Origin of the sequence: Ensifer soli (assembly GCF_041928815.1) — a bacterium.
Lineage (GTDB): Bacteria > Pseudomonadota > Alphaproteobacteria > Rhizobiales > Rhizobiaceae > JBHFEI01.
Genome location: NZ_JBHFEI010000008.1, coordinates 250,339 through 273,942 on the forward strand (window position 1 = coordinate 250,339; position 23,604 = coordinate 273,942).

The 23,604-nt window shown below is 64.8% G+C and carries 18 protein-coding genes; 5 read left to right on the forward strand and 13 right to left on the reverse strand.

Annotation, left to right across the window (positions count from 1 at the left end; genetic code table 11):
* Positions 1-83: 83 nt before the first annotated feature.
* The gene (gene rpmG, locus ACEVQ6_RS14395; RefSeq protein ID WP_374889692.1) at positions 84-251 is read left to right on the forward strand and encodes a 50S ribosomal protein L33; all 168 of its coding nucleotides are present in this window, start codon (positions 84-86) and stop codon (positions 249-251) included.
* A gap of 1,006 nt (positions 252-1,257) precedes the next feature.
* Here the strand turns inward: rpmG and ACEVQ6_RS14400 are convergent.
* Positions 1,258-2,625, reverse strand: coding sequence for a PleD family two-component system response regulator (locus ACEVQ6_RS14400; RefSeq protein WP_374889693.1), 1,368 nt, complete (start codon positions 2,623-2,625; stop codon positions 1,258-1,260).
* Between the two features lie 17 nt (positions 2,626-2,642).
* On the reverse strand, positions 2,643-3,014 hold the full coding sequence (locus tag ACEVQ6_RS14405) for a response regulator (RefSeq protein ID WP_003537642.1): 372 nt from the start codon (positions 3,012-3,014) through the stop codon (positions 2,643-2,645).
* A gap of 161 nt (positions 3,015-3,175) precedes the next feature.
* Between ACEVQ6_RS14405 and ACEVQ6_RS14410 the strand changes: the two genes are divergently transcribed.
* The 4 genes from ACEVQ6_RS14410 (at position 3,176) to ACEVQ6_RS14425 (ending at position 6,892) form a co-directional block, all read left to right on the forward strand.
* Positions 3,176-3,508, forward strand: a complete 333-nt coding sequence (locus ACEVQ6_RS14410) for a DUF3572 domain-containing protein (RefSeq protein ID WP_374889694.1) — start codon at positions 3,176-3,178, stop codon at positions 3,506-3,508.
* A complete protein-coding gene (locus ACEVQ6_RS14415; RefSeq protein ID WP_374889695.1) occupies positions 3,505-4,167 on the forward strand; it encodes a hypothetical protein in 663 nt (220 codons plus the stop codon). Before ACEVQ6_RS14410 ends, ACEVQ6_RS14415 begins: the two co-directional genes overlap by 4 nt.
* Before the next feature lie 39 nt (positions 4,168-4,206).
* Positions 4,207-5,496, forward strand: a complete 1,290-nt coding sequence (locus ACEVQ6_RS14420) for a DNA polymerase IV (RefSeq protein WP_374889696.1) — start codon at positions 4,207-4,209, stop codon at positions 5,494-5,496.
* Positions 5,497-5,662: 166 nt separating this feature from the next.
* On the forward strand, positions 5,663-6,892 hold the full coding sequence (locus ACEVQ6_RS14425) for a L,D-transpeptidase family protein (RefSeq protein WP_374889697.1): 1,230 nt from the start codon (positions 5,663-5,665) through the stop codon (positions 6,890-6,892).
* A 384-nt stretch (positions 6,893-7,276) separates the two neighbouring features.
* On the opposite strand, the gene dnaE is transcribed toward ACEVQ6_RS14425, so the two are convergent.
* From dnaE to nuoL, 11 genes are all read right to left on the reverse strand, one after another.
* On the reverse strand, positions 7,277-10,774 hold the full coding sequence (dnaE, locus tag ACEVQ6_RS14430; protein WP_374889698.1) for a DNA polymerase III subunit alpha: 3,498 nt from the start codon (positions 10,772-10,774) through the stop codon (positions 7,277-7,279).
* A 372-nt stretch (positions 10,775-11,146) separates the two neighbouring features.
* Positions 11,147-11,830 (reverse strand): ABC transporter ATP-binding protein, encoded by a 684-nt coding sequence (locus tag ACEVQ6_RS14435; RefSeq protein WP_374889699.1) that lies wholly within the window; start codon positions 11,828-11,830, stop codon positions 11,147-11,149.
* 17 nt (positions 11,831-11,847) lie between these two features.
* On the reverse strand, positions 11,848-13,149 hold the full coding sequence (locus tag ACEVQ6_RS14440) for a lipoprotein-releasing ABC transporter permease subunit (RefSeq protein ID WP_374889700.1): 1,302 nt from the start codon (positions 13,147-13,149) through the stop codon (positions 11,848-11,850).
* 10 nt (positions 13,150-13,159) lie between these two features.
* The gene (gene proS / locus ACEVQ6_RS14445; RefSeq protein WP_374889701.1) at positions 13,160-14,488 is read right to left on the reverse strand and encodes a proline--tRNA ligase; all 1,329 of its coding nucleotides are present in this window, start codon (positions 14,486-14,488) and stop codon (positions 13,160-13,162) included.
* Positions 14,489-15,091: 603 nt separating this feature from the next.
* Positions 15,092-15,361, reverse strand: a complete 270-nt coding sequence (locus tag ACEVQ6_RS14450) for a DUF1467 family protein (protein ID WP_374889702.1) — start codon at positions 15,359-15,361, stop codon at positions 15,092-15,094.
* Positions 15,362-15,514: 153 nt separating this feature from the next.
* Complete coding sequence (mce, locus tag ACEVQ6_RS14455) at positions 15,515-15,919, reverse strand: methylmalonyl-CoA epimerase (protein ID WP_374889703.1); 405 nt, start codon at positions 15,917-15,919, stop codon at positions 15,515-15,517.
* A gap of 119 nt (positions 15,920-16,038) precedes the next feature.
* On the reverse strand, positions 16,039-17,706 hold the full coding sequence (locus ACEVQ6_RS14460) for a ribonuclease J (RefSeq protein ID WP_374889704.1): 1,668 nt from the start codon (positions 17,704-17,706) through the stop codon (positions 16,039-16,041).
* 162 nt (positions 17,707-17,868) lie between these two features.
* The gene (locus ACEVQ6_RS14465; protein WP_374889706.1) at positions 17,869-18,636 is read right to left on the reverse strand and encodes a biotin--[acetyl-CoA-carboxylase] ligase; all 768 of its coding nucleotides are present in this window, start codon (positions 18,634-18,636) and stop codon (positions 17,869-17,871) included.
* A complete protein-coding gene (gene nuoN / locus ACEVQ6_RS14470) occupies positions 18,633-20,075 on the reverse strand; it encodes an NADH-quinone oxidoreductase subunit NuoN (RefSeq protein ID WP_374889708.1) in 1,443 nt (480 codons plus the stop codon). Before nuoN ends, ACEVQ6_RS14465 begins: the two co-directional genes overlap by 4 nt.
* A 19-nt stretch (positions 20,076-20,094) precedes the next feature.
* Positions 20,095-21,606 (reverse strand): NADH-quinone oxidoreductase subunit M, encoded by a 1,512-nt coding sequence (locus tag ACEVQ6_RS14475; protein WP_374889710.1) that lies wholly within the window; start codon positions 21,604-21,606, stop codon positions 20,095-20,097.
* The gene (nuoL, locus tag ACEVQ6_RS14480; RefSeq protein WP_374889712.1) at positions 21,606-23,603 is read right to left on the reverse strand and encodes an NADH-quinone oxidoreductase subunit L; all 1,998 of its coding nucleotides are present in this window, start codon (positions 23,601-23,603) and stop codon (positions 21,606-21,608) included. Before nuoL ends, ACEVQ6_RS14475 begins: the two co-directional genes overlap by 1 nt.
* Position 23,604: the final 1 nt, after the last annotated feature.

Genomic DNA, 23,604 nt, shown 5'->3' on the forward strand with positions numbered 1-23,604 from the left:
CAGGCGCGATTTGTAGTTTCGCGCCAGTTCAACCGTGGCGATTCCGGCTGTCCACGGCATCATTTTTTAAAGGCAAGACGACCATGGCAAAAGCAACCACCATCAAGATCAAGCTGTTGTCGACGGCCGACACGGGTTTCTTCTACGTGACGACGAAGAACAGCCGCACGATGACCGACAAGATGAAGAAGACCAAGTACGATCCGATCGCGCGCAAGCACGTCGAATTCAAGGAAACGAAGATCAAGTAAGCCGCACGTTACGGCAGAACCTTCTGTTCGAAGACAGGGCGCCCGCAGAGATGCGAGGCGCCCTTTTGTTGTCGGGATCATTTCAGGCGTGGAGGATGGATGCGCTCAGGCGCGCTTGCTTGAGGGAAAACAGAGGATCACACCCCAAAGCCTGTCGCGATCTTTCAGTTTCGCTGGTCCGCTTTAGGCTTTTGCTTTTACGCATGTTTTTCGCAAAACCGCTGCACACTTTTGCGAAACATGTTTAGGGACGGAGAGCCGCTGTTCCGTTCCCCGGCAGCGACAAGGCCGGTCCCGGCGCGTGCCGCGATCGTTGAGAGTCGCGCATATGCTTTCGATCTTGTTTTCACGCGCGACGCCGTTGCGGCGCCCGCCTCTTCACCAACGAAAAAAGCCACCTCAAGGAGGTGGCTTTTTGAATTGGGGGCCGGTCAGGACAGGAAGACGGCACGAGGAACCGCAAACAACCCGCTGACCGGCCAACCCCACGACCCAGGAGATGCGGCGGACCTGAGCATCATGGGGTAAGCAAAATTGTTGTCCCACAGGGTGGGCTGTTTTTCGTCTGAAGCGACAATCGCGCAATCTGTGTAAAAAATCAACGTAATCTTAAGAAGGAACCGATTTTTCGTTCAACCGTGGTTAATTTTGGAGCACCGGAGAAGGAATTGACCTCCGGCAGACTCCGCTCCGGCTCCGGTCGACTCGAAACGGATCAGGTGGAAAAGCAACGCGTCATTTGCCGGACATCCCTGGCAATTTCCCGCAGTCACGGCGCTCCAGATTCAACCCATTGAAAACAATTATCTATTTTTAATCTTCCGCAACCGATGACGGATGTGTGCCACGCCGGAGCACCCAAAGAATCCGGTGCATTGTTTTAGGCAATACTCAAAATGTGCTTGCGAGTCGTTCGATGCCCGCGCGGGCGTCGGTCGGGCGCTGAACCGCGCCGCCTGTGGAAAAAGACGCGGACCGGCCTTCCCTACCCGCCCCTCACGGCGAATCAGGCGGCGATCGCCACCACCTGGTTGCGGCCGTTGCGCTTGGCCTGGTAGAGCGCCGTGTCGGCGCGCTTCAGCACCGCCTCCGGCGTGTCTTCCGCCAGATTGAACGAAGCGATGCCGAGCGAGGCGGTGATCGAGAGCGACGGCGCGTCGCCGGGCAGCGCGAAGGGTTTCGTCTCGACGGACAGGCGCAGCCGTTCGGCGACCACGGCCGCGACCTCTGCGGTCGTATCCGGCATCACGACGACGAACTCCTCGCCGCCGAACCGGCAGGCGAGATCCGCGCCCCGCACCGCCGAACGGACGCGATGGGCGAACTCGCGCAAAACCTCGTCGCCGGCATCGTGGCCATAGGTATCGTTGACCGACTTGAACCGGTCGATGTCGGTGATGAAGAGAGACAGCGGCTTGCCCCGCGCCGCCGCGCGGTCTGCGAGAAGCTTCAGATGGCTGTCGAGATAACGGCGGTTGTGCAGGCCGGTCAGCGGATCGGTCACGGCGAGCTCGATCGTGTGCTGGACGCTGGCGCGCAGGCGATCGTTGAAATGCTTGCGGCGGATCTGCGTCAGGCTGCGCGCCAGGAGTTCGTTCGGATCGACGGGGCGGACGATGTAGTCTGTGACGCCGAGTTCCAGCGCGCGCACCACCATGTCGTCCTGGCCCTGTTCGATGACGAGCAGGATCGGGATGAAGCGCGTCCGCTCCAGCGAGCGGAGCTGCGAGCAGAGGCGCAGCGGATCGTAGTCGGGGAAGTTCGAATTGACGATGACGAGGTCGAACGGGTTTTCCGCCGCCTCGAAGAGCGCCGCCTGCGGGTCGGAAATGCCGGTCACCTGCGCGACCGGCTTCAGTGCCCGCGCGATTCGCTCCTGCGAACTGGCGCGGCCGTCGACGATCAGCACGTTGCCCGGTTCCGTCAGCGTGTCGTAGCGCCCGAGATCCTGGAGTCCGATCGAATGGGCGGTCTCGGCGCGCAGACGCAGCTCGTCGCTGACATTCTTCAGCCGGACGAGGCTCTTCACCCGCGAGATGAGCTGGAGATCGTTGACCGGCTTGGTCAGGAAATCGTCGGCGCCGGCCTTCAGGCCGCGGACGCGGTCGGAGGGCTGGTCGAGCGCCGTCACCATGACCACGGGGATATGGGCGGTGCGCGGATTGGCCTTCAGCCGCTCGCAAACCTCGAACCCGTCGATGCCCGGCATCATGATGTCGAGCAGGATGAGATCGACCTGGGTACGGTCGCAGATGTCGAGCGCGGTGTGACCGTCCGGCGCGGTCAGCACGTCGAAATACTCGGCGAGAAGCCGCGCCTCGAGCAGTTTGACGTTGGCTGGAATATCGTCGACGACAAGGATACGCGCGGTCATTCGAACTGTCCTGCCATTCAGGCATCGCCCAGATAGGTTTTGATCGTCTCGATGAATTTCGGCACCGAGATCGGCTTGGAGACATAGGCCTCGCAACCGCCCTGACGGATGCGCTCCTCGTCGCCCTTCATCGCGAAGGCGGTGACGGCGATCACGGGGATCACATGCAGTTCATCGTCTTCCTTCAGCCATTTCGTCACCTCGAGGCCGGAGACCTCGGGCAACTGGATGTCCATCAGGATGAGGTCCGGCCGGTGCTTGCGGGCAAGTTCCAGCGCCTCCATGCCGTTGCGGGTCTGGATCGTCGCATAGCCCGACGCCTCGATCAGGTCGCGGAAGAGCTTCATGTTCAGCTCGTTGTCTTCGACGATCATGACCTGCTTGGGCATTGCGATACCTTCATCTTTCCCTGCCGTCCGTCAGCCGGTATAAACGATCGAGCACAGGCGAAGGGTCTTGTCCGTTCCCGTGTCCACACGCCGTCGTAAACGCATGGCCAACCCTCGGCCCGAGGGCGTTGCGGCCGCTCCGGTATTGAGGCTAGACCGATTTGGTTGAAAAAGACGTAACTTACCGGGGAAAAACGAAGCCGGCGGCGAAATCCGCGCGGGCGGGCACGGATCCCTCGACGATCGCCGCCGCCCTGCTGGTCTGGCTCGCCTCGGAACCGGATCTGCTTGGCCGCTTTCTTGCGCTCTCCGGGCTCGACGCGCAGTCGCTGCGCGCGGCCGCCACCGAAGACGGATTCCAGGCGGGACTGATCGACTTCGTCATGGGCAACGAGGCCGATCTCCTCGCCTTCTGCCAGGCAAGCGGCATCGCGCCGGAAGATGTCGTCCACGCCCATGCCGCCCTTTCGGGCGCGGGGGAGAGCTGGCCATGAGCGAGGAGCTCTGCTTCGACCACATCCGCCTTTCGGACCGCCCCCTCCTCGTCTGCGACATCGACGAGGTGGTGCTCGAATTCCTGACGCCTTTCGAGAACTTTCTCGGTGCGCGCGGCCTTCAGCTGCTGCCCCGCTCGTTCCGTCTCCACGGCAACATCCTGCCCGTGGCGGGCGGCGAACCCGCGGGGAAGGACGAGGTCGACCGGCTGCTCGAGGGCTTCTTCTGCGAGCAGGAGCAATGGCAGGGGCCGGCGGCGTGCGCGGTGGAGACGCTCGCGGCACTGTCGCGGGAAGCCGATCTCGTCTTCCTCACCGCCATGCCGCCGCGCCATGCGCTTGCCCGCCGCCGGCTGCTCGACCGTTTCGGGCTCGATTATCCGCTGCTCGCCACCGAGGACGCCAAGGGGCCGGTCGTGCGCCGGCTGCATGCGGGGCGGCCGCTGCCCGTCGCCTTTCTCGACGACATCGACCGGAACCTCCTGTCGGTGTTCGACCATGTGCCGGACTGCCTCCTGATCCGCATCATGGCCCATGAAGGCTTCCGCAAGCTCGCCCCCGCCCCCGGCCGTGGCGTGCTGGTCGCCGAGGACTGGCCGTCCGCCGCCGGCCATATCCGCCAGCATTTCGGGCTTGAGGCGGAGGCGCATCCGGCCTAATCTCCTAAACGTTCAAGTTTTGTTCCCGTCGGTGTCCCCATGGATCAGGAAGCGCATGCCGGTGCGGGTTTCTGCCGGGACTGTCTGACGCCGGACGTCCGGACGATGCCGCGTTGCGCGGCCTGCGGCAGCCCGCGCGTTCTCCGCCATCCCGAACTTCATCGGCTGACCATCGCCCATATCGATTGCGACGCCTTCTACGCCTCCGTCGAGAAGCGCGACAGGCCGGAGCTTGCCGATGTTCCCGTGATCATCGGCGGCGGCAAACGCGGCGTCGTCTCGACCGCGTGCTACATCGCCCGCATCCACGGGGTGCGCTCCGCCATGCCGATGTTCAAGGCGCTGGAGGCCTGCCCGCAGGCCGTCGTCATCAAGCCCGACATGGAGAAATATGTCGCCGTCGGTCGGCAGATTCGCGCGATGATGCGCGCGCTGACGCCGCTGGTGCAGCCGCTCTCGATCGACGAGGCCTTTCTCGACCTCGGCGGGACCGAGCGCCTGCATCGCGACAGCGCGGCGCGAACACTGGCGAAACTCGCGCGGCAGGTCGAGCGCGAGATCGGCGTCACCGTCTCCGTCGGCCTCTCCTACTGCAAGTTCCTGGCGAAGGTCGCCTCCGACCTGCAGAAACCGCGCGGCTTTTCCGTGATCGGCGAGGCCGAGGCGCTCGCCTTTCTTCGCGACCGGCCGGTGACGCTGATCTGGGGGGTCGGCAAGGCCTTCGCCGAGACGCTCGCGCGCGACGGCATCCGCACCATCGGCCAGTTGCAGCAGATGGACGAGAGCGACCTGATGCGCCGCTACGGCACGATGGGCAAGCGGCTCTCCCAGTTGTCGCGCGGGAGGGACAGCCGCGCTGTGGATCCGGAGGGCGAGGCCAAAAGCGTATCCTCCGAAACCACTTTTCACGACGACATCCACGACCGCGACGCGCTTGCCGCGCACCTGCGGCGCCTGTCGGAGAAGGTGGCGCTCCGGCTGCGTAGTTCCGGCATCGCCGGCCAGACGGTGGTGCTGAAGCTGAAGACGGCGGATTTCCGCAGCCGCACCCGCAACCGCCGGCTGGACAGTCCGACGCGGCTTGCCGACCGGATCTTTCGCACCGGGCTTTCGCTTCTCGACCGGGAAGCCGACGGAACGGCCTTCCGCCTCATCGGCATCGGCGTCAGCGATCTTTCCGGCGACGCCCCTTCCGATCCGCCCGATCTCCTCGATCCGCAGGCCGAGCGGCGCGCCCGGGCCGAGGCGGCGATGGACAGCGTCCGCGATCGTTTCGGCCGCGGGAGCGTCGAGACCGGCTACACCTTCAGCCTCGACCGCAAGCGCTGAGGCCTTCGACCGGGGATGCGCACATGTCGCATCCCCGGTCGGAGGGCCTCACGGATCACGATGGCGTGAAGATCGGACGGCGCGCCGCCCTGGGCTGCGTGGTCAAAGTTTCCTTAAGCCTCGATGGCTATCCTGTCCGGGTTTTGTATTGCGTCGGATGTTTGTCATGCGTTTGTATCGGGTCCTTGCCACAGCCTCCGCCACGCTCCTGCTCGCCGCCGCTCCGGGGCTTGCAGCGGATGCGCCCTACCAGATCGTCGTCTCGCGCGACCAGCAGTCGCTCGTCGTCTATGACGGCGACACCGTTGTCGCGACCTCGCGCGTCTCGACGGGAAAGAAGGGGCACACGACGCCGACCGGGATCTTCTCGATCCTGGAAAAGCGCCGGCACCACCGCTCCAACATCTATTCCAACGCGCCGATGCCGTTCATGCAGCGCCTGACCTGGTCGGGGATCGCGCTGCATGCCTCGAACCATGTGCCGAACCATCCGGCCTCCCATGGCTGCATCCGCATGCCGAACAGCTTCGCCGAGACGCTCTACAGGATGACCGATCGCGGCCTGCATGTCATCGTCTCCGGCCGGCAGGTGACGCCGCAGGAGGTGGTGCATCCGCTGCTGTTCCAGCCGCATGTCGCGCCGCCGCCGCTCCTGTCCGACGCGCAGCTGCGTCCGGCCATGTCGAGCGGCGCCGCGGGCCTCGTCGAGGTGGCGATGACCGAGCCCGCTCCCGGCACCAGCGCAAATCCGCGTGCCGACGCACCGCCGATCCGGATCCTGATCACCCGCAGGGATGCCGCCGACGGCATCCGCGACCTGCAAGGCGCGCTGGCCGGCCTCGGCTACCTTCCCGGTCCGATCGACGGCCATGCCGGCCCACAGACGATCGACGCGGTGAAGGCGTTCCAGACAGCAGACGGACAGGAGGCCGACGGGCGTATCTCACCCGAGCTGGTGGCCGCAGTTTACGCGAAGGCCGGAAAGGGATTGCCGCCGAACGGAAGGCTGCTCGTGCGCCGGAATTTCAAACCGCTTTTCGAAGCCGACGTCACCATCGACCGGCCGGACATGGCGCTCGGCACCCTTTTCCTGCAATTCCAGGATGTCGATACGGCCGGCACGCGCGGCAAATGGTTTGCGGTCGCGCTCGAGAACACGCTGTCGGCCGCGACGAAGGCGAGGCTCGGCATCACCACCGACAGCGACCCGACTGCTTTCAACGCCGTGCAGAGGACGCTCGGCCGCATCACCATCGCCGAGGACGTGCGAAGGAAGGTCGAGGAGGCGCTGGTCGAGGGCTCGTCGCTGACCGTTTCCGACGCCGGCACGACGGCGGAAACCGGACTCGGGACGGATTTCATCACCGTGACCCAGGTCGCGCCGCGCGGCAGGTAAGGGGTGTCGGAGACCCCTCACAGAGTGAGTCGAGGGACGGCCACAAACCGTTGCCTTCGTTTGACAATCCTCCCCGAACCCCGCCGCGCCGGCGTGCACCGCACCAGGATGCGCCTGTTCCGGGATGCTGGAGTCTTTTCAGGCTCTTGCGTCGCGCCGCGCAGAAAACGATTCATGCGGGTGGCTGGCGCTGAAAGCGTGTCCCAGGAGAGCCTGCCGCGTCCTTGCGAAAGACATCTGTAAAAACAGCGGCCTGAAGCGCAGGACCGTCTCCGATGAAACGCGATGCGCTTCAGACGATGAATCCGCCGGCCCGGCCAAGCCTTTGACATTCCTGCCCTGCCAGGGTCGCACGGCAGGTGCGCCCATCCCTCCCTCTTCCGCTCAGACGAGCTCGACGTCGATGACGCCCGGAGCGCTGCGCAGCGCAGCGGCGATCTCCGGCGAGATCCGGTAGCGATCGTTCAGTTCGACCTCGATTTCCCGCTGGCCGTTCTCCTTGATCACGACGAAGGAGACGATGCCCTCACCCTTGGCGTTCAGATGGGCGGCGATCGAGCGGAGCGGACCGGAATCGCGCACATAGACCCGAAGCGCCTTCTGCATCGCCAGCGAGCGTTCCTCCAGCGACTGCACAGTCTGGATCCGCATGCCGATGCCCTCCGGCCGTTCTTCCGCCTGTACGGTCAGGACAACGGAGGTCGCCGGCTCGAGCAGATCGCGATACTGCGCCAGCATTTCCGAAAACAGCACTGCCTCGTATTGTCCCGACGCATCGGAAAAGGCGACGATGCCCATCTTGTTGCCGGTGCGGGTCTTGCGCTCCTGCCGCGAGATGACGGTGCCGGCAAGGCGGCCCGCCGTCGCCCCCTGCTTCACGGCGGCGGCGAAATCGCCATAGTTCTGCACGCGCATCTTGCCGAGAAGATCCGCATAGGCATCGAGCGGGTGGGCGGAAAGGTAGAAGCCGAGGACCTGGAATTCGCGGTGAAGCTTTTCCGACGGCAGCCAGGGCGGCGTGTCGGGCAGGCCGATCCGCTCGGGCCCGGTCGCCGCGCCGAGGCCGAACATGTCGCTCTGGCCGCTGACCTTGTTTTCCTGCGCCCGGCCGGCGAAGCCGATGATGCGGTCGAGGCCGGCGACCAGCGCCGCCCGGTCGTGACCGAAACCATCAAAGGCCCCGGCCGCAATCAGGCTTTCGAAGACGCGGCGGTTGAGCAGCTTCGGATCGATCCGCAGGCAGAAATCCTCAAGGCTGGCAAAGGGCCTGTCGCCCCGCATCGCGACAACATGCTCTACCGCCGCCTCGCCCACCCCTTTCAGCGCGCAGAGCGAATAAAGGATCTTTCCCTCGCCCGGCTCGAAGTGGCGGAACGAGGTCTGCACCGAGGGCGGTACGATGGCGATGCCGTGCCGCATCGCGTCGAGGCGGAAATCGTTGATCTTGTCGGAATTCGCCATGTCGAGCGTCATCGACGCGGCGAGGAACTCGACCGGGAAATGCGCCTTCACATAGGCGGTCTGGTAGGAGACGATCGCATAGGCGGCGGCGTGGGACTTGTTGAAGCCGTAATTGGCGAATTTCGCCAGGAGGTCGAAGATCATGTCGGCCTGCGCCTTTGCGACGCCGTTCTTCACCGCGCCGTCGACGAAGCGCTCGCGCTGCTTGTCCATCTCGGCCTTGATCTTCTTGCCCATGGCGCGGCGCAACAGATCCGCCTCGCCGAGCGAATAGCCGGACAGGACCTGGGCGATCTGCATCACCTGTTCCTGGTAGACGATGACGCCCTGGGTCTCCTTCAGGAGATGATCGATCATCGGATGGATCGATTCGATCTCCTCCTCGCCATGCTTGCGGGCATTGTAGACGGGGATGTTCTCCATCGGGCCGGGGCGGTAGAGGGCGACCAGCGCGATGATGTCCTCGATACAGTCCGGCCGCATGCCGATCAGCGCCTTGCGCATGCCGGCACTTTCCACCTGGAACACGCCGACCGTGTCGCCGGCGGAAAGCATGTCGTAGGTCTTCTTGTCGTCGAGCGGGAGGGCCTCCAGATTGAGGGAGATGCCGCGCCGGGCGATGAAGTCGACGGCGGTCTTCAGCACCGTCAGCGTCTTCAGCCCGAGAAAGTCGAACTTGACGAGGCCCGCCTGCTCCACCCACTTCATGTTGAACTGGGTGACCGGCATGTCCGAGCGCGGATCGCGATACATCGGCAGCAGTTCGGCGAGCGGCCGGTCGCCGATGACGATGCCGGCGGCATGGGTCGAGGCGTGGCGGTAAAGGCCCTCGATCTTCTGGGCGATGTCGAGCAGGCGGGCGACGACCGGCTCCTTCTCCGCCTCCTCGCGCAGCCGCGGCTCCTCCTCGATCGCCTTCGACAGAGGTGTCGGATTGGCGGGGTTGTTCGGGACCAGCTTGCAGATCTTGTCGACCTGGCCATAGGGCATTTCGAGCACGCGGCCGACGTCGCGCAGCGCCGCCCGCGCCTGCAGCGAGCCGAAGGTGATGATCTGCGCCACTTGGTCGCGGCCATACTTCTCCTGGACGTAGCGGATCACTTCCTCGCGCCGGTCCTGGCAGAAGTCGATGTCGAAGTCCGGCATCGACACGCGCTCGGGATTGAGGAAGCGCTCGAAGAGCAGCGAGAAGCGCAGAGGATCGACATCGGTGATCGTCAGGGCGTAGGCGACGAGCGATCCCGCGCCCGAACCGCGGCCAGGACCGACCGGGATCGCGTGCTGCTTCGCCCACTTGATGAAGTCGGAAACGATCAGGAAATAGCCTGGAAACTTCATCCGCTCGATGACGCCGAGCTCGAATTCCAGTCTCTCGCGATAGTCGGCCTCGCTGTAGCCCGGCGTCATGCCGAGCGTCGCCAGCCGCTCGGTCAGCCCTTCGTTCGCCTGGTCGCGCAGTTCCCGCGCCTCCGCCGCATCGGCTGCGGCCGGATCGTTCGACGCGCCGGTGAAGCGCGGCAGGATCGGCGCGCGCGTTTCCAGAACGAAGGCGCATCGCCGCGCGATCTCGACGCTGTTTTCCAGCGCCTCCGGCAGATCGGCAAAGAGCGCGGCCATCTCCTTGCGCGACTTCAGGTAGTGGTCGGGGGTAAGCCGGAAACGGCGGTCATCCGAAACCATCGCATTATGGGCCACCGCCATCAGCGCGTCATGGGCATCATAGTCGGCCGGCGTCGGAAAGAAGGCCTCGTTGGTCGCGACGATCGGCAGGCGCGCGCGATAGGCAAGGTCGAGCATGCGCCCCTCGTGCCGTCGGTCGAACTGGCCCTGGCGCTGCAGTTCGACATACAGCCGGTCGCCGAAAAGGGCGGAGAGGACCGTCAGCCGCGCCGTCGCCTGCGGCCCCTGACCGGCGCGCAACGCCATATCGACCGGCCCGCCGCCTGCTCCCGTCAGGCAGATCAGGCCTTCCGTGCCGATGTCGCGCAGCATCGTCGGCGAGATGCGGGTCGCCTGGCTGCCCTCGCCGCCGAGATAGGCCCGGCTGATCAGCGCGACGAGCCGGCGATAGCCCTCGCCCGTCGCCGCAATCAGCACGATCGCCGGCAGTTTGACGAGATGCTGTGCCCCGCGGCGCTCCCCCTCGCCCTCGTCCTCCATGTCGATCGAGAGCTGGCAGCCGATGATCGGCTGCAAACCGTCACCGATGGCCTTCTGGGCGAATTCCAGTGCGGCGAACAGGTTGTTCGTGTCGGCGATGCCGATCGCCGGCTGCGCGTCGGCGACCGCCTTCGAAATGATCTTCTTGACCGGCAGCGCCCCTTCGAGGAGCGAGAAGGCGGAATGCACGCGCAGGTGCACGAACTGCGGCAGGGTACCCTCGATCGCCGGTCCATCCCCCTGTCCTGCTGCCCCAGCCATGCGCGCGCCTCCGATTCCAGACCGACACAGGGTAGCGCGTCACGGCCAGGCTGTATGCGGGTTCGCGCGTCTGCACACAGGGAAATCGGCAGTCGCCGCAAGGGCTCCGTCAAAAAGCGAGGGCGACGAGGGAGATGCTGCAGACAAAGAGGGCAATGCTGGCAAGCGCGGCGACGTCGCGGATGAAACCCGTCATGACCTGATCCTCTCCTGATATGTTTTTATTTTGTTCTATTTTTGTTCTATCGTCAAGCACAAAACGCGAGACGTGCAAGAACAGCCTCGCCGCATGGTGGCGCAGGTTGCCGGAGAGGAAAGAGGGGACATCAGGGATGCCCGGCGTCCTCCGGGCTCAAATCTGCCGGCGACAGGTCAGAGTTCGACGACCTTGCCGTCCTCGATCGTCACGCGCCGGTCCATCAGGTTGGCCAGATGAAGATTGTGGGTGGCGATGAGCGCGGCGAGGCCCGACTGCCGCACCAGCGCCTTCAAGGCCTCGAAGACGTAGCCGGCCGTGTCCGGGTCGAGGTTTCCGGTCGGCTCGTCCGCCAGCAGCGCGAGCGGCGCATTGGCCACCGCGCGGGCGATGGCGACACGCTGCTGCTCGCCGCCGGAAAGTTCGGAGGGGCGGTGATCGGCGCGATGGGCGATGCGCATATAGTCGAGCAGCGCCGCCGCCCGCTCGCGCGCCTCCGCCTTGCCGAGGCCGGCGATGAGCTGCGGCATCATCACATTCTCCAGCGCGCTGAACTCCGGCAGGAGATGGTGGAACTGGTAGACGAAGCCGATCTCGCTGCGGCGGATCGCCGTGCGGCGATCGTCGGAGAGATCGGCGCAGGAGACGCCATTGACCTTGACGTCGCCGCCATCCGGCCGTTCCAGGAGGCCGGCAATGTGCAGAAGCGTCGACTTGCCCGTGCCGGACGGCGCAACCAGCGCAACGGTCTCGCCGCCATGCAGGCTGAAGTCGGCGCCCGTCAGGATCTTCAGGGCACTGTCGCCCTGGCTGTAATGCCGCTCGACGCCGATGAGCTCTAATGCAACGCGCGCAATCATGGGGAGGTCGTTCCTGGCTATTCGTAACGGAGGGCCTGGACCGGATCGAGCCGCGAAGCGCGCCAGGCCGGGAAGATGGTGGCGAGGAAGGACAGAGCCAGCGCCATGACGACGACGGCGACGGTCTCGCCGGCATTCATGTCGGCCGGGAGTTGGCTGAGAAAGTAGAGCTCTGGATTGAACAGCGTCGTTCCCGAAATATAGGAAAAGAACTGCCGGATCGATTCGACGTTGAGACAGACGATCACGCCGAGGATGACGCCGGCGAAGGTGCCGACGATGCCGATCGCCGCTCCCGTCATGAAGAAGATGCGCATCACCGCGCCCGATGTCGCCCCCATCGTCCTCAGGATGGCGATGTCGCTGCCCTTGTCCTTGACCAGCATGATCAGGCCGGAGACGATGTTCAGCGCCGCGACCAGCACGATCAGCGTCAGGATCATGAACATCACGTTGCGCTCGACCTGAAGGGCGGAGAAGAACGTCTTGTTGCGGTCGCGCCAGTCGGTGATCAGCACCTGCCGGCCGGCAGCATCCTCCACCGGCTTGCGCAGCGCATCGACGGCGTCGGGATCCGACACGAAGAGCTCGATCGACTGCGCGATCCCCTCGGCATTGAAATAGAGCTGCGCCTCCTCGAGCGGCATGAAGATAATCGAGGCGTCGTATTCCGACATGCCGATCTCGAAGATGGCCGAGACGGTGTAGGATTTGACCCGGGGATTGACGCCGAGCGGGGTCACGTCGCCTTCGGGCGCGACGAGCGTGATCGTCGCGCCAGCCGTCAGGCCGAGCTGGTCGGCCATGCGCGAGCCGATGGCGACGCCGGTGCCGGCGGCATAGCCGACGAGATCGCCGGAGGTGATGTGGTCGGAGATCGACTTCATCTTCGACAGGTCGTCGGCGCGAACCCCGCGCACCAGCGCCCCAGTGCCGGCGCCGCCCGGACCGGAGGCGAGCGTCTGCCCCTCGATCATCGGGATCGCCATGGTGACGCCCGAAACGCCGGCGATCCGGCCGGCGAGATCGGAATAGTCGTTCATCGGTCCGTCGAGCGTCTGCACGATCATGTGGCCGTTGATGCCGAGGATGCGCGAGATGAGTTCCGTGCGAAAGCCGTTCATCACCGCCATGACGATGATCAGCGTCGCGACGCCGAGCATGATGCCGATGAAGGAGAAGCCGGCGATGATGGAGATGAACGCCTCCTTCCGGCGCGAACGCAGGTAGCGCCAGGCCACCATGCGTTCGAATGTCGAGAAGGGCCGGCTCTTCGGCGCCACGGGCGCCGCCGTTTGGTCTTCCGTCGCGGCGCTCATCGGCGGCCCCTTATCGTGCCGAGGTCAGCTTGTTGATCGCCGCCTCCAGCGTCAGCGTTTCACGCGCACCGGTCCTGCGGTCCTTGAGCTCGACCTCGCCATTGGCGGCCGAACGCGGGCCGGCGATCACCTGGACCGGCACGCCGATCAGGTCGGCGGTGGCGAATTTCGCACCGGCGCGGTCGTCGGTATCGTCGAGAAGCGGGTCGAGGCCGGCCGCGCGCAGCGCCGCGTAAAGGCGGTCGCAGGTGGAATCGCAGGCCGCGTCACCCGGCTTCATGTTGATCAGCACGGCATCGAACGGCGCGACCGAGGCCGGCCAGATGATGCCCGTCTCGTCATGGGAGGCCTCGATGATCGCCGGCACGAGGCGCGTCGGGCCGATGCCGTAGGAACCCATGTGGACGATGTGTTCCTTGCCGTCGGGACCGAGCACCTTGGCGCCCATCGGCTCGGAATATTTGGTGCCGAAATAGAAGATATGGCCGACCTCGATGCCGCGGGCAGAGAGGCGGTCGCCTTCGGGAATCGCGTCGAAGGCGGCCGCGTCGTGCATTTCGGAGGTCGCGGCATAGACCGAGGTCCATCGGTCGAAGATCGACTGCAGGCCGGCGACGTCGTCGAAATCGGTATCGGCGGCGGGGATGTCGAAATGGACGAAATCCTTGTGGCAGAACACTTCCGATTCGCCGGTGTCGGCGAAGATGATGAATTCGTGGCTGTGGTTGCCGCCGATCGGGCCGGTATCGGCGCGCATCGGGATGGCGCGCAGGCCGAGGCGGTGGAAGGTGCGCAGATAGGCGGCGAACATCTTGTTGTAGGAGTGGATCGCTCCCTCGCGCGTCAGGTCGAAGGAATAGGCATCCTTCATCAGGAATTCACGCGAGCGCATCGTGCCGAAACGCGGGCGGACCTCGTCACGGAACTTCCACTGGATGTGGTAGAGGTTGAGCGGCAGGTTCTTGTAGGACTTCACATAGCCGCGGAAGATGTCGGTGACCATCTCCTCGTTGGTCGGGCCGAACAGCATCGGCCGCTCCTGCCGGTCGCGGATGCGCAGCATCTCTTTGCCGTAGTCGTTGTAGCGGCCGCTTTCCATCCAGAGGTCGGCCGACTGGATGGTCGGCATCAGGATCTCGTTGGCGCCGGAGCGGTCCTGCTCCTCGCGGATGATGGCGTTCACCTTGTCGAGCACCCGCTTGCCGAGCGGCAGCCAGCTGTAGATGCCGGCCGACTGCTGGCGGATCATCCCGGCGCGCAGCATCAGCCGGTGCGAGACGATCTCGGCCTCCTTGGGATTTTCCTTGAGGATCGGCATGAAGAAGCGGGAAAGGCGCATGGGGAATCCAGATGTTGATGACCGCCGGGTAAGGACGGATTCGGGCGAAATCACGTTTCTGACACGGCGATGCGCTGTGGATGCGGCCACCGTTCATATCTGCTTCGATGAGGGAAGAAAACCCGTCCGCGCGATCCTGCTCCACAACGTCGCGGCAAGGATCACATCGTCGCGGAATGCCTTGGAAAGGCGGGATGTAACAAAATGCGGGGGCAATGTGTCAATGGAAAAATTTTGCGTGACTGTAGCAAAAATGCAAAAATAGCGGATGACAACGCCCATTCTTTGAGCTAGTTTCGGCTCAGAAAAAGGGCAGGAAGGTTAAATTCTTGCCCGGCTTTCGCGGTCAAGTCTTGGGAGGATCAGATCTTAGGCGCGCTCGTTCGCTGCCGCCGGAAACGGATACGGATCACGCGACACTTGAAAAACAAGGCTTTCAGCCTTGTTTTTTTTTGACATCTCACAGGGCTTTCCCGCGATACGGTCCGTTCACGCAGGTGCGAAACGAGACGTCCCTATCCGCTCGCGATTGGCACCCGGGACGACAGCCGTCGTCCGTTTCGAACTCCTCGTTGTCACCCGCCCTCTCGTCCGCCACCGGCCTCAGTAGAACTGCGGCGCAAAGCGCGGGATACTGTCGATGCCGATGCCGAATTCGACCGAGGCGACATACCAGCAGCCATGGATGAGCGCGGCGATCAGCGTCGTCCACGCCACCACCTTGAGCGGACGGAAGCGCGCGGGCGCGCTCTCGACGGTGCCCGGCACGATCTCGTTCGCCTCGCCTTGGGTTTTCAATCCGAACGGCAGCACGAGAAACAGCGTCAGCCACCAGATGATGAAATAGACGGCCACGATCGAGAGTAACGGCATCACGTCCTCGGCACGGGGTTCGAGCAGCGTCTTCAGGCACAGGCTTTCCCGCTGCTCCGGGAGACGACAGCCTTATAGCGTCGAAGGCGCGGACGCACAAATGCCGCCTTGCCGCAGGGGATGAAGCCGGTCCGCCAGGGACAGGGCGCCAGATCAGACCTCTTCGAGTTCGATCAGCGTGCCGAAGAAATCCTTGGGGTGAAGAAACAGCACCGGCTTGCCATGGGCGCCGGTCTTCGGCTCTCCATCGCCGAGGACCCGTGCACCGCCCTCGACCAGCCGGTCGCGCGCCGCGCGGATGTCGCCCACCTCGTAGCAGAGATGGTGCATGCCGCCGCCTGGATTGCGCTGAAGAAACGGCGCGATCGGCGAGGCCTCGCCGAGCGGCTCGAGCAGTTCGACCTTGGTGTTCTCCAGCGTCACGAAGACGACCGTGACGCCATGCTCGGGCAGGGCCAGCGGCGCGGAGAGCTGAGCACCGAGCATGTCGCGATAGGTGGAGACGGCGGCCGAGAGATCCGGAACGGCGAGCGCGACATGGTTCAGGCGTCCGAGCATGGTTTTCCCCTACACACCACGATCCCCAGCCGAGGCCCAGCCTCGACGGACCGCCGGACCACGGGATGGAGAAGGCCGGCGTCACCCGACGGTTTACCCGGCTGCGCCGGCCGGCGCCATCAGACTTTGGTAATGAACACGGTCGCGACGGGCTTCTTGCCCCAGGCGTGGTTCGCGGCGCTGCGCGCCGCGCGTCGCACCGCCTCCTCGACCATCGCCAGGTCCTTGCGTTTCGCCCGGGGAATGCTCTCGATCGCGCCGACCACGGCGTCGTAAAGCGTATCCTCCATGTCCTCGCCTTCCTCGTCGAACTCCGGCAGGCCGATCGCCACGATGACCGGATCGCCGGCGATGTCGTAGCGGCTGTCGAGCACGACGTTGACGGCGACATGGCCGGCAAAGGACAGCTTGCGCCGCTCGCCGATGCCCATCTCGTCGAAATCGCCGAGCAGGTTGCCGTCCTTGTAGATCCGGCCATGGGCAACGGTGTCGATCACTTCCGGATCGCCGGGAGCGAGCCTCAGCATGTTGCCGTTGCGCACCTTCGGCACGAGCGCGATGCCCGACTGCACCGCCAGTTCCGCCTGCGCCGTCAGATGCGCCGCCTCGCCATGCACGGGCACGAGGATGCGGGGCCGGATCCACTCATACATCTGCCGCAGCTCGTTGCGGCGCGGATGGCCAGAAACATGGACCAGCGCCTCGTTGTCGGTGACGATGTGGATGCCCTGTTCGATCAGGCCGTTCTTGATGTCGTTGATCGCCTTCTCGTTGCCGGGAATGGCGCGCGAGGAAAAGACGATCGTGTCGCCGGCGGAAAAGGCGACGTTGCGCATCTCGTCGCGGGCGATCTTGGCGAGCGCCGCGCGCGGCTCGCCCTGGCTGCCGGTCAGGATGACGACGACCTTGTCGCGCGGGATGAAGCCGAACTCGTCCTCGCCGATGAAGGGCCTCACCCCCTCCATCAGGCCGGCGTCGCGGGCGACGTTGACGACACGCTTCATCGAACTGCCGAGCAGCAGCACCTCGCGCCCGGCCTGCTCCGCCGCCGCCGCGACCGAGCGGATGCGCCCGACATTCGAGGAGAAGGTGGTGATCGCCACGCGGCCTTCCGCATTGGCGATGATCTTCGCGAGGCTGTCGGCCACCTCCTGCTCGGAAGGCGAGACGCCGTCGCGCACGGCATTGGTCGAATCGCACATCAGCGCCAGCACGCCCTCGTCGCCAATCTGGCGGAAGCGGGCCTCGTCGGTGAACGGCCCGAGCGACGGCGCATGGTCGATCTTCCAGTCGCCGGTGTGGACGACGCGGCCAAGCGGCGTGCCGATGACGAGCGCCATCGGCTCCGGGATCGAATGGTTGACGCCGACGGCCTCAATCTCGAACGGACCGAGGTTGATCCGGTCGCCCTGCTTGAAGATCGTCACGGGCACCTGGTTGCGGCCGCGCTCGTAGTCGCGCTTGGCCTCCAGCATGCCGGCGGTAAACGGCGAGGCATAGACCGGCACGTTCAGCCCCGGCCAGAGCTCGGAGAGGCCGCCGTAATGGTCCTCATGCGCATGGGTGATGATGATGCCCTTGAGGTTCTTGCGCTCCTCGGCAAGGAAACTGACATCCGGCAGCACCAGGTCAACGCCCGGCAGGTCGGGTCCCGGGAAGGTCACCCCGCAATCGACCATGATCCAGGCGCGCTGCCCCGGCCGGCCATAGCCATAGAGCGCGAGGTTCATGCCGATCTCGCCGACGCCCCCGAGGGGAAGGAAAACCAGTTCGTCCGTCTGGGCCATGCCGTGTCCCGTGCCTTTTCTTTCGGACCGGTCCCCTGAACCGGCCTCTCGTTCTACCCTATCACCGATCGCCCATGGCCCGCTTGCGCAAAACGGCCTGCGACGCGCCGAATGCACGCCTGTCCCGCGCTTTTCCGCTCCCGAACAGACACGCGTCCGCCCTCAGCCAAAGAAGACGTCGCCGGCCGCGATGTGGATCGGTGCGCCCTCGTCGGGGATGAGAATCAGCCTGCCCTCATGGTCGAGGCCGGCGAAACGGCCCGGAAGCGACCGGTCGGGGAGGTTGACGGTGATGCGCTCGCCGATGCCGGCCGCAACTGCGGTCCATTCGGCGATCACCCTGCCGATGCCCCGCCCCTCGTCCCAGAGGTCGAGCACCTCGGCCATGGCCACGAACAGATGCGCGAAAAGCTCGTCGGGAGACACGGCCCCGCCCTCGGCGCCAAGGCTCGTCACCGTGTAGAGCCCGTTATCCGGCGCATGGGCGATGTTGACGCCGCAGCCGATGACGAGCGCATAGCGGCCGTCAACGAGCTTCTCGCCCTCAAGCAAGATGCCGCTGGTCTTGGCGCCGCCGATCAGCACGTCGTTCGGCCATTTGAGCCGCACCGGCGCCCCCTCGGCCGGCAGCACGGCACTGACCGCGCGATGCAGCGCCACGGCCACGGCGAGCGGAAGCGAGTGAAGCCGCTCGACCGGCGCGGGGTCGATCAGCAAAAGGGAGGCGTAGAGATTGCCGCGCTCCGACACCCAGGCCCGTCCGCGCCGACCGCGACCGCCCGTCTGGCGGCCGGCCGTAATCCACAGTCCGCCAGCCTCGCCAGCCCGCGCCCGCGTAAGCGCGGCGCTGTTGGTCGAATCGATCTCGTCGATTGCCTCATGACGATAGGCATCGAACAGCCGCAACCGGCGGCCGTCAGACCCGGTCAAAAGAAGGACCGGGCCGCGACCTCGGCCGCCGTGCCGATCGGCCCGCCGATCAGGACATAGGCGAGCACGAACAGGCCGGACACGCCATAGACGAGCCGCAGGACCGCCGGCGACGGCTGGAACGTGGCCTTCGCCTCGTCGAACCACATCAGCTTGATGACGCGGAGATAGTAGTAGGCGCCGACGACCGAGGCGAGAACGCCGATGACGGCGAGCGCATAGAGTTTTGCCTCGACGGCGGCAACGAAGACGAAATACTTGGCGAAGAACCCCGCGAGCGGCGGAATGCCCGCCAGCGAGAACATCATGATCGTCAGAACCGTCGCCATGAAGGGATTGGTCTGCGACAGGCCGGCGAGGTCATCGACGGATTCGGTCACCTTGCCGTCCGCCTGACGCATCGACATGACGATGGCGAAGGTGCCGAGCGTCATCACCATGTAGATCAGCATGTAGAGGATGACGCCAGTGACACCGGCGGCGGAGCCGGCGGCAAGGCCGACCAGCGCATAGCCCATGTGGCCGATCGAGGAATAGGCCATCAGCCGCTTGATGTTCGACTGGCCGATCGCCGCGAAGGCGCCGAGCAGCATCGAGGCGATGGCGATGAAGACGATGACCTGCTGCCAGTCGGGCAGCACCGGCTCGAAGGCGGTGATGACGATGCGCACCAGCATCGCCATCGCCGCGACCTTCGGCGCGGCGGCGAAGAAGGCGGTCACCGGCGTCGGTGCGCCCTCGTAGACGTCGGGCGTCCACATGTGGAACGGAACGGCCGAGATCTTGAAGGCGATGCCGGCGAGCACGAAGACGAGGCCGAAGACGAGGCCGAGCGAGCGCTCGTCGGCAGTCAGCGCGGCGGCGATCTCGGGGAAGCCGGTATGGCCGGTAAAACCGTAGACCAGCGACATGCCGTAGAGCAGCATGCCCGAGGACAGAGCGCCGAGGACGAAATATTTCAGGCCCGCTTCCGTCGCCTTCAGATTGTCGCGGTTGATCGCCGCGACGACGTAGAGCGCCAGCGACTGCAGCTCCAGCGCCAGGTAGAGCGCGATCAGGTCGTTCGCCGAGATCATCAGCATCATGCCGAGCGTCGACAGCACCACAAGGACCGGGAACTCGAACTGGTCGATGCCCGCCTCCTTGCGCTGGCCGGCAGTCATGGCCAGCGCCACGACGGACCCGATCAGGGCGAGGATCTTCATGAAGCGGGCGAAGGGATCGGCGGCGAAGACGCCGCCATAGGCATCGCCGCTGCCGCCGGCAAAGGCGAGCCACAGGCCGGCGAAGGCGAGCAGCAGCGTCGCGAGGATCGTGACGAGCCGCGAGGACTTCGCACCCGCATAGACGCCGACCATGAGCAGGGCGAGCGCACCGAGGGCCAGAATGACCTCGGCGGCCGACAGCGACAGGCTAGCGAGAATGGTATCAGCGGTCATTGTCCGTCCCGTCCTGTCGTCAGTTCATCGTGAGCGCGAGAGACTGCGCGCTCTGGAGTGCAGCGGTGTAGCTGTTGAGCAGCGCGTCGACGGAGGCCGCCGTCGCATCGAAGACCGGCGCCGGATAGACGCCGAAGAAGATGGTCAGCGCGACCAGCGGATAGAGCAGAACGCGCTCGCGCGGCGACAGGTCGAGGAGCTTCTTCAGCTTTTCCTTGTCCAGTTCGCCGAAGATCACCCGGCGATAGAGCCAGAGGGCATAGGCTGCCGACAGGATCACGCCCGTCGTCGCGAAGATGCCGACCCAGCTGTTGGCGCGGAAGGCGCCAAGCAGCGTCATCACCTCGCCGACGAAGCCGGATGTGCCGGGCAGGCCGACATTGGCCATGGTGAAGACCATGAAGGCAACGGCATATTTCGGCATGTTGTTGACGAGGCCGCCATAGGCCGCGATCTCGCGGGTATGGGTGCGGTCGTAGACGACGCCGACGCAGAGGAAGAGCGCGCCGGAGACGATGCCGTGCGACAGCATCTGGTAGATCGCGCCCTGCACGCCCTGCTCGTTGGCCGCGAAGATGCCCATGGTGACATAGCCCATATGGGCGACGGACGAGTAAGCGATCAGCTTCTTGATGTCGGTCTGCATCATCGCCACCAGCGAAGTGTAGATGATGGCGATGACCGACAGCGCGAAGACGAAGGGGGCGAAATAGTCGGACGCCAGCGGGAACATCGGCAGCGAGAAGCGTAAGAAACCGTAGCCGCCGAGCTTCAGCAGCACGCCCGCCAGGATGACCGAACCGGCGGTCGGCGCCTGGACGTGCGCGTCCGGAAGCCAGGTGTGCACCGGCCACATCGGCATCTTCACCGCAAAAGAGGCGAAGAAGGCGAGCCAGAGCCAGGTCTGCATCTGCGGCGGGAAATCATGCTTCAGCAGTTCGGCGATGTCGGTCGTGCCGGCCTGCCAGTACATCGCCATGATGGCGACGAGCATCAGCACCGAGCCGAGCAGCGTATAGAGGAAGAACTTGTAGCTGGCATAGACCCGGTCCTTGCCGCCCCAGACGCCGATGATGATGAACATCGGGATCAGGCCCGCCTCGAAGAAGACGTAGAACAGCACGATGTCGAGCGACACGAACACGCCGATCATCAGCGTCTCGAGCAGCAGGAAGGCGATCATGTACTGCTTCAGGCGCTTTTCGACCGAGTACCAGCTCGCCAGCACGCAGAAGGGCATCAGGAAGGCGGAGAGCACGACGAAGAGCACCGAGATGCCGTCGATGCCGAGATGGTAGGAGATGCCGGTGCCGAGCCAGGCATGCTTCTCCACCATCTGGAAACCGGCATTGCTGTTGTCGAAGCCGGCCCAGACGATCAGCGACAGGACGAAGGTCGCAACCGTCGTCGCCAGCGCGATGTTCAGGATGTTGCGGCGGCCGTCGGGGCTGCCCTCCTGCAACAGAAGGAGCAGCGCCACGCCGACCAGCGGCAGGAAGGTGACCGCTGAAAGAATGGGCCAATCGGTCATCAGTGAGCACTCCCGAGCATCATCCAGGTGACCAGGGCAGCAATGCCGATCAGCATGGCGAAGGCATAATGATAGAGGTAGCCGGTCTGCAGCCGCACAACGCGGCCGGTGACGTCCAGGACGCGCGCGGCGACCGCGTTCGGCCCGTAGCCGTCGATCACCGTCACGTCACCCTTCTGCCAGAGGAAGGTGCCGATGCGCTTGGCGGTGCGGACGAACAGGAAGTCGTAGAGTTCGTCGAAGTACCACTTGTTCAGCAGGAACTGGTACAGGCCGCGATGCTGCGCCGCCAGTTCACGCGGGGTCGAGGGCGACTTGATGTACATGTACCAGGCGGTGCCGAGGCCGAGGAGCATGGCGATGAAGGGGCTGAGCTTCACCCACGCAGGAACGTGGTGGAATTCCTCCAGGATCTCGTTTTCCGGACCGGTGAACAGCGCGCCCTGCCAGAATTCAGCATAGTGGTGACCGAAGAAGTCGCCCTGGAAGATCACGCCGGCAAACACCGCGCCGAAGGCGAGAAGGTAAAGCGGAATGAGCATGACGTTCGGTGATTCATGCACGTGGTGCATGACCTCGTGCGAGGCACGCGGCTTGCCGAAGAAGGTCATGAAAATCAGCCGCCAGGAATAGAAGCTGGTGAACATGGCCGCGATGACGAGCAGCGTGAAGGCGAAGCCGCCCGCCGCCGAATGCGAGGCGAAGGCCGATTCGATGATGAAGTCCTTGGAGAAGAAGCCGGCGAAGCCGATCGGCGTGAAGGGGATGCCGACGCCGGTGATCGCCAGCGTGCCGATGATCATCATCGCGAACGTCTTCGGGATATGGGTGCGCAGGCCGCCCATGTAGCGCATGTCCTGCTCGCCATCGACGGCGTGGATGACCGAGCCGGCGCAGAGGAAAAGCAGCGCCTTGAAGAAGGCGTGCGTGAACAGGTGGAAGACCGCCGCGCCATAGGCGCCGACGCCGAGCGCCACGAACATGTAGCCGAGCTGCGAGCAGGTCGAATAGGCGATGACGCGCTTGATGTCGTTCTGCACAAGGCCGACGGTCGCGGCGAAGAAGGCGGTGATCGCGCCGATGATCGTCACGACGAGAAGCGCCGTGTGCGACAGTTCGAAGATCGGCGACATGCGGGCGACGAGGAAGACGCCGGCGGTGACCATCGTCGCGGCATGGATGAGGGCCGAGACCGGGGTCGGGCCTTCCATCGCGTCCGGCAGCCAGGTGTGCAGCAGGAACTGCGCCGACTTGCCCATGGCGCCGACGAAGAGCAGCAGGCAGGCGCCGGTGATCGCATGGGCCTTGTCGAGATGCAGGCCGAACAGCGTCAGCACGGCCTCGCCGCCCTCCGCCGCCCCTTCGGCCGGCAGATAGCTCTGCGCCGCGGCGAAGATCGTCTCGAAATTGACCGAGCCGAACAGGACGAAGACGGAGAAGATGCCGAGCGCGAAGCCGAAGTCGCCGACGCGGTTGACGATGAAGGCCTTCATCGCCGCGGCACTCGCCGACGGCTTCTTGTACCAGAAGCCGATCAGCAGGTAGGAGGCAAGACCGACGCCCTCCCAGCCGAAGAACATCTGCAGCAGATTGTCCGACGTGATCAGCATCAGCATCGCGAAGGTGAACAGCGACAGATAGGAGAAGAAGCGCGGCCGATGCGGATCATGATGCATGTAGCCGACGGAATAGACGTGAACGAGGGTCGAGACCGAATTGACCACGACGAACATCACCGCCGTCAGCGTATCGACGCGGAAGGCCCATTCGACATCGAGGCCGCCGGACTGGATCCAGCGCAGCACCGACACCTTGACCATCTCCGTCTCGCCGAGCGCGACGGTGAAGAAGGTGACCCAGGACAGAAGGGCGACGACCAGCATCAGCCCGGTGGTGACGTATTCGGACGCCCTTGCGCCGATGGCACGGCCGCCGAGACCGGCGATCAGCGCGCCGATCAGCGGCAGGAACACGATGGCCTTGATGATCGTATCCATC